Origin of the sequence: Pseudomonas sp. R3.Fl, assembly GCF_023516765.1 — a bacterium.
Classification (GTDB): Bacteria; Pseudomonadota; Gammaproteobacteria; order Pseudomonadales; family Pseudomonadaceae; genus Pseudomonas; species Pseudomonas citronellolis.
This window is the reverse complement of record NZ_JAMGSO010000001.1, coordinates 5,646,830-5,660,269: the sequence shown is the minus strand read 5'-3', so window position 1 is coordinate 5,660,269 and position 13,440 is coordinate 5,646,830. Positions and strand designations below refer to the sequence as shown.

Sequence of the window (13,440 nt, the reverse complement as noted above, 5' to 3'; positions counted from 1 at the left end):
GAGAATAGCCAGGGCGTTTTTCCCTGGCAGGGGCCGCCGGAAGGACGGCGGCCGAGGGGGCATCACTCTTCCCGGCTGGCCTCGACCAGGCTCTCGTAGGCCGGCGCCGCCGGAATGCCGATTTCCAGGCACAGGGCCATGACCTTTTCCAGGTCGCAGCGGTACACCAGCACCGCCTGCAGCTCGTCGTCCAGTGGTTCGCTGAAGTCCAGCAGCACGTAGCCGCCCTTTTCCGGATAGAGCGCGCCGAGCTGCACCTGGATGCGCTTCAGCGCGGCGAGCGGCTCGGCCTTGTGCAGCTGCTTGGCCTGCAGCACGAAGTTCACGCTGGCGTCGAACGAGGCGCGGATGCCTTCGAACAGTTCCTTGTAGTCATCACCCTGGAACAGCACGATGTCCGGCAGGCTGCCGACCACCACCCACTCGCCCAGCGGGATGGGGAAGCTGTCGTCGTAGTTGATGTCCGGGTTGGCGGCGAGGAAGGCCTCGGGGCCGGCGTAGGCCGCGGCGGCATCCTCGGCGATCTGGCGGATTTCCTCCGCGCCCATGCAGCCGGAGCTGATCAGGGTGAGGAGTTCGACGAGCTGTTCTTTCATGGCGCGGTCCCGGGAAGTGGCGAAGGCCGCGAAGGATAGCCGGATTCGGCCCGGCTTGCTGGGCCGCCGGAACCTATTGGCGCTCCCGGGTGTCGGAAGTCGGCTCGGACGATAGCGACTATCGACCGGGATGATTTCCCTGGCCGGCGGGCCATCGCTAGCCTTAGTCCATTCCCACTTTCCATGCCCCGGGTGAACCCGCCATGTTCCGATCCCTCTCCAGCCTGGTGCTGGCCGTCCCCGTGCTGGTGGGCTGCGCCGCGCAACCGGCCGCCACCGAGCCCCAGCGGGCGTACAGCGACGCCGAGGTCAAGGCCTTCGCCCTGAAGATCCTCAGCGCCAGCAACATGGACAGCGACCTCTACGCGCGCTACCGCCGCGCCCTGACCGAACCGCACCACGAGCGCAACGACGACACCGGCAGCTGAGGCCGCTCAGGGCGCCTCGACTTCCATCTCCGCCGGGTTCTCCACCCACACCAGGTTGCCATGCTCGTCGTTGTGCAGGGTCACCACCTGGGCCCCGTGCAGGCGGGCCAGGGTATCGCCACTGATGTTGAAGCTGCGCGACAGCGCCTGCCGGGACAGGTCGGGCATGCGTGAGCGGCGCTCGTAGCGCGCCGCGCGAATCTGGTTGTAGCGGGCCCAGGACACCAGCAGCGCGGCGATCAAGGCGCTGCACAGCACATAGACCATCAGCGTATCGAGCGTCTGCAGGAACTGCCCGCCCCAGTCCAGGCGCGGCCCTCGCCAGCCGCTGGCGAGCAGGCTGGCGATGCCGCGCTCCATCAGCCAGACGAAGACCGCCCAGGCGCACAGGGTCAGCAGAACATCCAGGCTCCGGGGCAGCCAGTGCTGCGGTGTCTTGATCAGGTTCATCACGAACTCCTCTTGATGCCACGGTCGGGGCTGGTCCAGCGCGCCCGGGTCTGGCGCGCCTTGAGCATCACCTTGGGGAAACTCACCAGGGTGGTCAGCAAGGTGACCAGCCAGAAGGCGAAGGGGTACCAGATCACCCAGAACAGCGAACTCGCCAGGTGACGCTCGTAGCGCCGCTCGATCAGCAGGCTCAGGGCGAACTGCAGCAGGCACACGCAGGCCAGCAGCAGCCCGGTGAAGGCCGGCGGCACTATGTCGGCGACGCGCAGGCTGGGCGGCATCTCGACCACCAGGCCGAGCGCCCAGAGCAGGATCGACAGCAGGAAGGTGAAGGCCCAGGCCGCCGACAGGCTGAACTCGATGAGCAGCGGCCACATGTAGCGGTAGCGCCAGGTCCAGATGCTGCGGATGTTCTTCAGCAGCACTTCGGCCCCGCCCTGCGCCCAGCGCAGGCGCTGCTTCCACAGGCCGCGGAGGGTCTCGGGCATGAGGATCCAGCACAATGCGCGGGGCTCGTAGAAGATCGACCAGTGGTCCAGCTGCAGCTTCCAGCTGATGTCGATGTCCTCGGTGATCATGTCCGTGCTCCAGTAGTCGACCCGCGCCAGGGCCGTGCGGCGGAACGCGGCGACCACGCCGGAGACGGTGAAGACCCGCCCGTAGACGCGCTGGGTGCGCTTGATCAGGCCGATGATGGAGGAGAACTCGCCGACCTGGACGCGGCCGATCAGCGTCGAGCGCGTGCGGATGCGCGGGTTGCCGGTCACCGCGCCGACCCGCGGGTTGTCGATCAGCGGGGCCACCAGGTAGGCCGCGGCGTTGGGGTCGAGCAGCGCGTCACCGTCGATGCACACCAGGTACTCGCTGCGCGCGGCCAGCGCGCCCATGCGCAGGGCCACGGCCTTGCCCTGGTTCTGCGCCAGGTGCAGCACGCGCAGCCGCGGCTCGCCTTCGGCCAGGGCATCGAGCACCTGCGCGGTGTTGTCGGAGGAACCGTCGTTGATGGCGATGACTTCGATGTTCGGGTAGTGCTGCGCGAGGGCCGCGCCTATGGTGTCGGCGGCGTTGTCACCCTCGTTGAAGCAGGGGATCAGGATCGACACCAGCGGCTCGCCGGCGAGATGCGGGACGTCCTCCGGCCAGGCCCAGTGGCGCTCCCAGTGCGCCCAGAAATAGATGCCGCCGGCCATCCACAGGGCCGACATGAACAGTGGGTAGAAGAACACGAAGTTCAGCAGTATCTCGCCGGTGAGGACGATGGCTACGCCGATCGGGCCGCCGAGCAACAGCAGCAGGACCAGCAAGGCAACGATGCGATCGATCATGGCTCGGGGTACCAGGCGTTGGAGATGGCCGGACGCAGCGCCTTGAGCTCGGGCTGGTCGTTGACGAAATCGTCCGGGTAGTAACCGAAGCTGCGCACGCCCTCCCACTGCAGGCGGTGCATCCAGCGCCGCAGCTGCGCGGCGTCGATGGGCGCCTCGCGCCCCTCGCGCCAGTCGCGCGCCTGCAGTTCGAAGACGCTGCGCTGCAGCGCGCCGGGGCGCTTGGCCACTTCGCGCACCAGGCGCTGCAGCCAGGCCTCGGACTGCTCCAGGGGCACGCCTTCCATCAGCGGCATGGCCATGGGCGCGGTCCAGTCGTAGGCGGCGAGGAAGTCGTCCAGGTTCTGCGCGAACCAGGCTTCGCTCTGCGGTTCGAGGATCGGCAGCGCATAGATGTTGCGCGCCGTCTGCACCTGCGGGCCGCGGACGGCGCGCACGCGCTCGGCGAGCTGGCGGGTGAAGTCGATGAGGTAGCGGCTCTTGAAGCGCGTCCAGCGCTGCAACGTCTGCGCATCGCCGCGCAGGCTGGCGATGTCGCCCGGCAGGCCGGCCGCGCGGTAGGCCGCCAGCGCCTGGGGCCCGGCATCCTCGAAGTCGGAGAGCAGCGCGTCGTCGTGGAACAGCAGGCCGGCGAAGGCGGCGTGCCCGGCCAGGTCCTCGTAGATCTCGGTGATCTGCTGGCGCACTTCGGGGTCGAACGGCGACAGCCGCCGGTACTGCTGCGGGTCGATCTCCAGGCGCCCGCTGTGCGGGTCCCAGCGCTGCACCCGCGGCAGCTGCGGCGACAGGTCGAAGGCCAGCACCGGCATCCAGGCGAACACTTCCACGCCGGCGCGGGTGCGCAGCTGCCAGGCGGCGCGGTTGAACAGGTCGGCGCGCATCGGCAGGTGCCGGTTGGGGAAGTACAGCGCTTTCACCGTGCCATCGCCCACCGGGTCGGCATAGGCCTGGAGGAACACGGTGTTGATGCGCAGGTCGGCGATGCGCTGCACCAGTTGCCCGAGGTTGGCCTCCATCTGCTGCGGGTCGGGATCGTAGACGTAGTCCAGGTCGACGTGGGCAACGCGCAGGTTGTCCTGCGCCTGGACGCGGCTGATGGCCGAGGTGAAGTGATGCAGGTTGGGGTCGCCGTTGAGCAGGAAGCGCGGCAGGTTGTCCAGGTGGTCGATGCTGCCCAGGCCATCCTCGAGGGTCAGGGCCAGGGCGTAGCCGTCGTCGCCGACCACCTGCAAGGCGGTGCCGCTGGCCGCGCCGTAGGGCCACACCCACACCCGCGGCGCCTTGCCGGTGATGCCCTGCAGGGTGCGGCTGATGCGCTTGACGTCGATGCCCACGCGGTTGCGGTATTCGGCCTCGGTTTCGTAGCGCCCGGCATTGGCCAGGTACAGGCGGTTGGCCGCTGCCGGCAGCTGACTGCCCTGCGGGTTGCCGGGGCCGCCGAAGTGCAGGGCCTCGGTGTGCGCGCCTATTTCCACCAGGCCGGACCGGGCGATTTCCGCGAGCTGCTGGCGGGTGAGGAAGCGCCGGCGCTCCACCGCCAGGCCGCCGAAGTCCACGCGCTGCTGGTCCGGGGTATCCAGCCAGACGCCCACCGGCGCCATGATCGCCGGCCAGTCGTAGGCCTTCAGGATCGGCAGCACGCGCTGGTAGAAGCTGCTGTAGCCGTCGTCGAAGCTCAGCAGCAGGGGTTTCTCCGGCAGGCTGCCGCGGCCGGCGCGGGCGGCCAGCAGCTGGTCCACGGAAATCGCCTGGAAGCCCTGCTCGTGCAGCCAGGCCAGTTGGTCCACCAGGTTGGCGGTGCGCACGGTCATGAAGGCCTGGTTGGCGTCGCTGTCGGCGATCTCGTGGTAGGCCAGGGTCAGGATGCGCCCCGACGGCCAGGGCTTCTCGTTGGCGGCGAGGGTGCGTTGCGCCGGCTCGACGAAGGGGGGCGCCTCGCTGGCGCAAGCCCCGATCAGCAGCGCCAGCCCCAACAGCAGGAAACGGTAGGTGGCTCTCATGTTCGGGTCCTAGAAGCGGTAGCTGAGGTCGAAGACCAGGCGGTAGTCCAGTTCGCGGTCGCCGTCGTAGGGGCGGCTGACGGCGGACAGGTTGAAGCCTGCGTCGAAGCGGTCGTCCAGGCTCAGGCGCTGGCCGTAGCCGAGCAGGCCGACGGCGCCGGTGCCGTGGTGCTGCTGGCTGTAGCTGCCGGCGCCGAGCTGGCCCTGCTGGGTCCAGCGCGTCTGGTAGCGGCGGTAGAGGGTGTGCTCCAGGTTCAGGCTGGGCAGCAGCAGCAAGTCCGACTTCGGGTTGAAATAGGGAACGTCCTCCGACTTGCTGTTGCGGCTGCCGGAAACCTCCAGGCCCAGGTCCGCCACCAGGTAGGGCGAGCTGTAGACACGCTGGCTGCCGGTGAGGGCGAGTTCGTGGCGCATGTTGCCGTCGCTGAAGTGCGAGGGTGAATAGGCCAGGCGCCATTCGCGCTGCTCGTTCTGGCGCCAGCGCAGGTAGCCGTCCAGGCGGTCGGAGCGGATGCCGCTGTTGAGCGCCCGCAGCGGTGTCTCGCGGGACAGGCGCGCGGCGCTCCAGCCGTACTGCCATTGGTCATCGATGTCGTGGACGCCGGACAGCCGCAGGCCCAGCTTGTCGCCGTCGCCGTAATCGTTGTGCGACACCTCCGCCTCCAGCGTGGTGTTGCGCCCGGTCCACTCGGTGCCGACGCGCTGCCAGCGATAGTGCCCGGTGCCTTCCTCGAAATCGCCGGTGGCATAGCCGGCGCCGCCGAACAGCCGCCAGTGGTCGGCGATGGGCGGGCTGTAGAGCACGCTGTCGAAGCCCAGGTCGCGGCTGCCGTTGACCTCGCCGCCATTGGCATGGCCGCCGTAGGCGCTGATGCGCAGCTCGGCCATGTGGTGGACCTGGCGCAGGTAGTCCAGGCGCTGGGCCTGCAACTGTTCGGGGAAGCGCTGGATGACGTCGTCGGCCAGCAGGTCCAGCTGCCGCCATTCCTGCAGCTCGCGCGCCACCATGCCCTGCTCGGTTTCCAGGGCCACGCCGCGCGGGTCGGTGCTTTCGGCGATCTTCAGCTGGTCTTCGGCGCGCCGTGGCCAACCGCGGGACAGGTAGGTGCTGGCCAGGCCGGTGCGCAGCCGCGAGTTGTCCGGCGCGCTTTCCACCAGGCTTTCGTAGTCCTGCTGCGCCGCCGGCAGGTCGTTGCGGTACAACCGGCCGTTGGCCTGCAGCAGGCGGGCCTCCAGCCAGTCGTCGTTGGGCAGGGCCACACCCATGCCCGGCGGATGCAGCCGCATCGGTTGCTGCGCCACCAGGCCATCGCTCAGGGAGGGCACCTCGTCGAGTCGTTCGCTTTCCACCAGGGCGTAGAACAGCCCCTGGTGGTCGTCCATCCAGTCGCTGTCCTTGTCGTTCTCGCTGGCGATCACCTGGCGGTAGAGTTCCGCGGCCCGCTCCGGCTGGCGCTGGTACAGGCTGGCGCCGGCGACCCAGCGCAGGGCGTAGGGCGGCAGTTGCACGCCCTCGGCATGCAGCCGCTCGTATTCCTCGACCACCTCGGCCATGCGCGCCCGGGCATAGAGGCCGCCCAGGCGGTCGATGCGCACCCGGCGCACTTCCTGCGCCGCGGCCGGGTCGCCGGCCCATTGCGCGAGGGACTGGTCGGCCAGGGCGATGGCCCGGTCAGCGACCACGAAGCGCTCGCTGTCGCGCAGGGGCGACACTTCCGCCAGGCGCACCAGCTCGGCGACGCGGTCGGCCTGCAGGCTGCGCTGCTGCGCCGCCGACAGCACACCGGGGTGGCGCTCGCCGAAGGCCAGCGCCTGGCGCGGCAGGCCGGCGGCCTGCAAGGCATCGACGTATTCGCTGAGCACGCGGCTTTGCTGCGGGGCCAGTTGGCGGGCCTGGTCCACCTGGAACAGCGCCGCATAGGGCTCGCCCATCTGCTGGTGGACATAGGCCAGGGCCAGGCGCCGCTCGGCATCGCGCGGCGCGGCGGCGACCAGGGCCGCGGCCTTCTGCAGCGCCTCAGGACCACGCCCGGCATCCACCAGGGTCATCGCCTGGCCTTGCAGCAGGACCTGGTCGCCGGGGTAGGCGGCCAGGCCGCGACGGTAGGCCTCCAATGCCTGGGGCCAGTGCTTGAGGTTGCGATAGGCCCGCGCCACCGAGGCCCAGGCGCCGCTGGACAACCGCGCCTGAGGATGGCGCTGGTAGGTCTGCAGCACCTCCTCGTCCAGTCCCGCCCAGCCGGCGATGATCAGGTGATCGTCCAGGCGCGCGGGGTCGTCGGGGCTCTGCCGCAGGCGCTGCAAGGCCGGCTGGTAATTGCCGGCGCGGGCCTCGCGCACGAGTTGGTCGTAATCCTCGGCGGCCTGGGCCCAGGCGCTGCCGAGCAGCAGCACGGCCAGGCACCCGCCAAGGGACAGCCCTCGCGGGAGCGGCCGTGAAGCAAGGAAGGACAAGGAAGTTTTGGGCACCACGAAGCAATCATCCCTAACTGCATGGAAGCCGCGCGAAAGCCGACACTCTGTCGATAACTGACGCAGCCGCCGCATGCCGGTTTATTGACATTCAGGCGAGAAGAAAAGCTTTCCGTCAGAATTTAGTCAACTGCCGTTCGTGAAAAAACGCTGACGTCCTACAGCGATCCACCCAGCCTATCCGGATAAAAGCCAGTAAATTGACGAACAAGGGCAAAACCTGGCAAAGCGATTTTTTGACGGAGGCAAGCTACGGCTTAGCCATACATGTCATTCAGGACCTTTAATATCGATAAATATCGACATTGATTCCTGTCTTCCGGAAAACTGTCGAAAGATGGCTAATAGCCATTGACCATAGCCGTTCCTTCCGAAAGAGCGGCCAGAAATGTAACCAAACATTTCGAAATAGAGTGAAACGCGAAAGGATCTCAAACGGATCCTTCGGGCGACATTTCCTCGTAGGAGCGAGCTTGCTCGCGAATGAGCCCCCCCGCAGCGGAGTCTGTTCGCGAGCAAGCTCGCTCCTACGAGAAGCCGTGCCCAGGTCCTGTCCGTGATTCGCGCGCAGGGCGCGCTCCTACAGGTGGGATCGGAGGTGGGTGTGGGGTAGGAGATCCTATCCGCGAACCGCGCCGATATGTCTGGCTATCGCGGACAAGGTCCGCTGCTACGACGGTGGTTCTCCTTCTCCATAGGCCGCGCCGCGGGGCTCTTCGTAGGAGCGAGCTTGCTCGCGAATGAGCCCCGCAGCGGAGTCTGTTCGCGAGCAAGCTCGCTCCTACGAGAAGCCGTGCCCGCCGGTATGGTAGGAGCGGACTCTGTCCGCGATTCGCGCGCAGGGCGCGCTCCTACATGGAAATGGTGTGGGTGGGGCCGTCGTAGGATGGCGTTGAGCGAAGCGATACCCATCGCCATGGCCGCATGGGTTTCGCCAAGGCTCAACCCATCCTACGAAAAGCGGCAAGGCAGCTCCCCACCTGACGTCCGGGCAAAAAAAGCCCCGCACAAGGCGGGGCTCGGGAACAACGACCGGCTCAGCCGGCGGGCATCAGGCAGCGACGCTCGCGCCGTGCTGGCTGCTCTGCGCCAGGTCCAGCAGTTCGCGGTTGGCCACCGCGTACATGGCGTAGTCGGTGCTGGTGGAGGCACGCAGTTCCACCAGCATGGCGCGCCAGCGCTCGGCCATTTCGCGGTGCTGGTCGATCCACAGCGCCACGCGCTCGCCCATGTCCTGCGGGCCGTCCTGCATCTGCAACACCGAGACGGTGATCGCCCGCTGCTGCCAGTCGAGGTCGTCGCGGAAGGCTTCGCGGGCCAGCGCCTGCCAGTTGTTCTCCACCGGCAGGTTGCTGATCTGCTGCAGGTACCAGGTCAGCTCCAGCTCGCTGCCGATGGCGAAGTAGGCGCGCGCCACGTCGGCCGGGTCGCGGCCGGTGACGTCCGCCGCCTCGATGATCGGCAACAGGGTGTAGAGGTGGCTGGTGCCGGCGACCATGCGCGCCAGCAGTTCCGGCACGCCGGCGTCGACGTAGGCCTGGTAGCGCGCCTGCCACAGCTCGCGGGTCGGGCCTTCGAGCAGTTCGTTGAGCTTCAGGCCCAGGGCCGCGATGCGCGGGCCGAAGTGGGCCACGTCGCGAGCGGCGTCCTGCTCGTTGCGGCGGCTGCGCAGGAACCAGCGGGTGGCGCGGCGGCCCAGGCGCATCAGTTCGTCCATCAGGGTCAGCTGGACTTCCGCCGGCACCTGGTAGTCGAGCTGCTCGATCTGGCGGAACCAGTGCGGCAGGTGGAACACGTCGCGGACGATCACGTAGGCGCCGGCGACGTTGGCCGGGGTCATGCCGGTGGACTCCTTCAGGCGCTGCACGAAGGTGATGCCCATGTGGTTGACCAGGTCGTTGGCGATCTGCGTGCTGACGATCTCGCGCTTCAGCCGGTGCCGGCGCATGGCCGTGCCGAACTTGGCCACCAGGGTCTGCGGGAAGGCCGTCTCCATGTCGCGGGTGAGGTAGTCGTCGTCCGGCACCAGCGACTTGAGCAGCGACTCCTTGAGGTCGATCTTGCTGTAGGAGATCAGCACCGACAGCTCGGCGCGGGTCAGCCCCTGGCCGGCGGCGATGCGTTCGGCCAGGGCCTCGTCGTTGGGCAGGAACTCCAGGGCGCGGTCGAGCTTTCCGCGCGCCTCCAGGTCGCTCATCAGCCGCTTGTACTCGGCGATGCGCTCGCGGGCGCGGCGCTCGGCCAGGCTCAGCGCCTGGGTCTGCTTGTAGTTGTTGCCCAGCACCAGGTCGCCGACCTGCTCGGTCATCTCGGCGAGCAGCACGTTGCGCTGCTTGCCGGTCATGTCGCCGGCGGCCACCACCTCGTTGAGCAGGATCTTGATGTTGACCTCGTGGTCGGAGCAGTCCACGCCACCGGCGTTGTCGATGAAGTCGGTGTTGCAGGCGCCGCCGTTGAGGCCGAACTCGACGCGGCCGAGCTGGGTCACGCCCAGGTTGCCGCCCTCGCCCACCACCTTCACGCGCAGCTCGCGGCCGTCCACGCGCAGGGCGTCGTTGGCCTTGTCGCCGACGTCGGCGTGGCTTTCCTTGCTGGACTTGACGTAGGTGCCGATGCCGCCGTTCCACAGCAGGTCGACCGGCGCCTTGAGCAGGGCGTTGATCAGCTCGGTGGGGGTCAGGCGTTCGGCCTGGATGTCGAAGCGCGCGCGCACCTCGGGGCTCAGGGTGATGCTCTTGGCGCTGCGCGGGAACACGCCGCCGCCGGCGGAGATCAGCGAGGCGTCGTAGTCCGACCAGGCCGAGCGCGGCAGGTTGAACAGGCGCTGGCGCTCGGCGAAGCTCACCGCCGGGTCCGGGTTGGGGTCGAGGAAGATGTGCAGGTGGTTGAAAGCGGCCACCAGCTGCAGCTTGTCGGACATCAGCAGGCCGTTGCCGAACACGTCGCCGGCCATGTCGCCGATGCCGATGACGGTGACGCTGTCCTTCTGCACGTCGATGCCGCGCTCGCGGAAGTGCCGCTGCACCGAGACCCAGGCGCCGCGGGCGGTGATGCCCATGCCCTTGTGGTCGTAGCCGGCCGAGCCGCCGGAGGCGAAGGCGTCGCCCAGCCAGAAGCCGTACTCGGCGGCGATGCCGTTGGCGATGTCGGAGAAGGTCGCGGTGCCCTTGTCGGCGGCCACCACCAGGTAGGGGTCGTCCTCGTCGTGGCGCACCACGTTGGCCGGCGGCACCACCTCGCCCTCCTTGAGGTTGTCGGTGATGTCCAGCAGGCCGGAGATGAAGATGCGGTAGCAGGCGATGGCCTCGGCCTGGATCTCGTCGCGGCTGCCGCCCACCGGCAGGCGCCGCGGGATGAAGCCGCCCTTGGCGCCGACCGGGACGATCACCGCGTTCTTCACCTGCTGGGCCTTGACCAGGCCGAGCACTTCGGTGCGGTAGTCCTCCTCGCGGTCGGACCAGCGCAGGCCGCCGCGAGCGACCTTGCCGCCGCGCAGGTGCACGCCCTCGACGCGCGGGCAGTAGACGAAGATTTCGTACTTGGGCACCGGCTTGGGCAGCTCGGGGATCGCCTTGGGGTTGAACTTGAAGCTGAAGTAGCTCTTGTTCTGGCCGGCGGCGTCGGGCTGGTAGAAGTTGGTGCGCAGGGTGGCCTTGATCAGGTCCAGGTAGCGCCGCAGGATGCGGTCCTCGTTGAGCACCTGGACGTCGTCCAGGGCGCTGAGGATGGCCTGTTCGAGCTTCTGCTGCTTGTCTTCCAGGTCCTCGGCGGTGAGCTTGCGGGCCAGGTAGAAGCGCGTCTTGAACAGCCGCACCAGTTCGCGGGCGATGTCCACGTGGGCGTTCAGCGCGCTGGCGATGTAGCCCAGGTCGAAGCCCAGGCGGATCTGCTTGAGGTAGCGGGCATAGGCGCGCAGCAGGGCGACGTCGCGCCACGGCAGGCTGGCGGTCAGCACCAGGCGGTTGAAGGCGTCGTTCTCGGCGTCGCCGTTGACGATGTGGATGAAGGCGTCCTGGAGGATTTCGTTGAGCTGCTGGATGTCCACGTCCAGGCCTTCGGCGTAGGTGAAGGCGAAGTCGTGGATCCAGTACTCGCGGCCGTTGGCGTGGCGCAGGCGGTAGGGGAACTCGCCGAGCACGCGCAGGCCGAGGTTCTCCAGGATCGGCAGCACGTCGGACAGCGCCAGCGGCGCGTCGGCGTGGTACAGCTTGCAGTGCAGTTGCTGCTCGCTCTGCGCCAGCGGCTGGTAGAAGCTCATCACCAGCGGGCGGGCATCGGACAGGCTGAGCAGGTGCTGCAGGTCGACCACCGCGAAGTGCGGGGCGAAACGCTCGCGGTAGCCGGCCGGGAAGCCCTTGGGGAAGTCCTCGAGGATGTTGGTGCCCTGCCCTTCGCCGAAGTTCTCCACCACCAGCGCGGCGTAGTCGTCCTGCCAGGAACGGCAGGCCTGGATGGCCTCTTCCTCGAGCAGCTTGGTGTCGATGTCGATGCGCGTCTTCGGGTCCACCCGCAGGATGAACTGCACGCGGGCCAGGGTCGATTCGGAGAAGAAGGTCCAGAACTCGCAGTCGCTGGCCTTCAGGCGCTCGCGCAGGACCTGCTCGATCTTGATCCGCGTCTCGGTGGAATAGATGTCGCGCGGCACGTAGGCCAGGCAGTAGGCGAAGCGGCCGTACGGGTCCTTGCGCAGGAACAGGCGGATCTTGTTGCGCTCCTGGATCTGCACGATGGCCATGGCGGTGCTGTACAGCTCGTCCACCGGCGTCTGGAACAGGTCGTCGCGCGGCAGCACTTCCAGCACCTGGGCCAGCTCCTTGCCCAGGTGGCCGTTGGCGTCGAAGCCGGAGCGGCGCTCGACCTCGGCGACCTTGCCGCGGATCGACGGGATGTGGCTGACGCTCTCGTTGTACACCGAGGAGGTGAACAGGCCCATGAAGCGGAATTCGCGCAGTACCTTGCCCTTGGCGTCGATCTCGCGGATGGACACGTAGTCCGGGTAGGCCGGGCGGTGCACGCGGCTGGGATGCGAGGCCTTGGCGAAGGACAGCAGCAGCGGCTCGCGCAGGTAGGCCACCGCGTAGTCCTCGATGTGCAGGTCTTCCTTGCTCAGGCCGGTGCGCAGCAGCTTGGTCACGCCGAGGAAGGACTTCTCGTCGTAGTTCACCCGGCCGCCGTCGCCCTCGTCGACCACGGTGAATTCCTCGTAGCCGAGGAAGGTGAAGTGGTTGTCCAGCAGCCATTCGAGGAAGGCGCGGACCTCGGCGGTCTCCTCGGCGCGGGCCTTGGCCTTCGACTTGCCGAGCCAGGCCAGCAGTTCCTCGGCCTTGCCGCGCATGGCCGGGAAGTCGGCCACCGCCAGGCGCACCTCGCCCAGCACTTCCAGCAGGGTCTTCTCCAGGGTGCGCAGCTCGCCGACGTGGGAGGCGCGGTCGATCTCCAGGTACATCAGCGACTCATGGCGCACGTCCTTGCCCTGGCTGTTCTTCGGCAGCACTTCCAGCAGCTCGCCCTTGGCGTTGCGGCGCACGCTGACCACGGTGGTCTGCAGGGTGTGGATGCTGTAGCCGCGGCGGTTCAGCTCCATGCGCACCGAGTCGACCAGGAACGGCTGGTCCGGGTGCAGCACCTGCACGGCGGTGTGCGTGGACTGCCAGCCGTGCTTCTCGTAGTCGGGGTTGTACACGCGCACTTCCGGCTCGGCCGGGTCGAAGCGCTCCAGCAGGCGCCAGGAGGACAGGGTGCAGCCGACCAGGTCGGACAGGCGGCGCTGGGTCAATTCGTCGAGGGAGATGAGGCTGAAGAACTGTTCGGCGAACAGGGCTACTTGTGGCAGCACCTTTTCGCCGACGTGCTGCGCCAGGGCCGATTGCAGTTGCTGCTGGAAATCGGCTTTGCTGGCCGCGGTGAAGAACGCCATGGTCAATGCTCCGCTTGGCTTGTCATTGGGTGAAGCAAGGGCTTTCTCGAGCTGCGAATCGCCCCGGGAGTGGCGCCGAGCCACCGTCTTCCGATGAAGTTCAGCAGATGCTGGGCATTAATCCAGGCAGGGGAAGCATCCAGGTAGGCGGCCGGACCGCCCGGTCACGATTCACTTGCGGAGCTTAACGAGACGGCGCGGCAATGGGATTACCAAGCCGCGACATATTCGTTCATGCAGGGGTAACGGGGC

The 13,440-nt window shown here is 67.8% G+C and carries 7 protein-coding genes; 1 reads left to right on the top strand and 6 read right to left on the bottom strand.

What is annotated here, in order from left to right; translation table 11 throughout:
• Window positions 1-62 precede the first annotated feature (62 nt).
• Window positions 63-596 carry a hypothetical protein gene (locus tag M8R19_RS25015; protein WP_249919232.1) on the bottom strand — a complete coding sequence of 178 codons (534 nt, stop codon included), beginning with the start codon at window positions 594-596 and terminating at the stop codon, window positions 63-65.
• A gap of 203 nt (window positions 597-799) precedes the next feature.
• Between M8R19_RS25015 and M8R19_RS25010 the strand changes: the two genes are divergently transcribed.
• Complete coding sequence (locus M8R19_RS25010; RefSeq protein ID WP_074980016.1) at window positions 800-1,024, top strand: hypothetical protein; 225 nt, start codon at window positions 800-802, stop codon at window positions 1,022-1,024.
• 6 nt (window positions 1,025-1,030) lie between these two features.
• On the opposite strand, the gene pgaD is transcribed toward M8R19_RS25010, so the two are convergent.
• From pgaD to M8R19_RS24985, 5 genes are all read right to left on the bottom strand, one after another.
• Entirely contained in the window at window positions 1,031-1,474 is a 444-nt protein-coding gene (gene pgaD / locus M8R19_RS25005) for a poly-beta-1,6-N-acetyl-D-glucosamine biosynthesis protein PgaD (protein ID WP_074980018.1), read from the bottom strand.
• Window positions 1,474-2,799: a poly-beta-1,6-N-acetyl-D-glucosamine synthase gene (gene pgaC, locus M8R19_RS25000; RefSeq protein ID WP_116426150.1), complete on the bottom strand. Its 1,326-nt coding sequence runs from the start codon at window positions 2,797-2,799 to the stop codon at window positions 1,474-1,476. The genes pgaD and pgaC overlap by 1 nt, the downstream gene beginning before the upstream one ends.
• Window positions 2,796-4,799: a poly-beta-1,6-N-acetyl-D-glucosamine N-deacetylase PgaB gene (gene pgaB, locus M8R19_RS24995; RefSeq protein ID WP_249919231.1), complete on the bottom strand. Its 2,004-nt coding sequence runs from the start codon at window positions 4,797-4,799 to the stop codon at window positions 2,796-2,798. Before pgaB ends, pgaC begins: the two co-directional genes overlap by 4 nt.
• A gap of 9 nt (window positions 4,800-4,808) precedes the next feature.
• Complete coding sequence (pgaA, locus tag M8R19_RS24990; protein ID WP_249919230.1) at window positions 4,809-7,193, bottom strand: poly-beta-1,6 N-acetyl-D-glucosamine export porin PgaA; 2,385 nt, start codon at window positions 7,191-7,193, stop codon at window positions 4,809-4,811.
• 1,129 nt (window positions 7,194-8,322) lie between these two features.
• Entirely contained in the window at window positions 8,323-13,188 is a 4,866-nt protein-coding gene (locus tag M8R19_RS24985; RefSeq protein WP_249919229.1) for an NAD-glutamate dehydrogenase, read from the bottom strand.
• Window positions 13,189-13,440 lie beyond the last annotated feature (252 nt).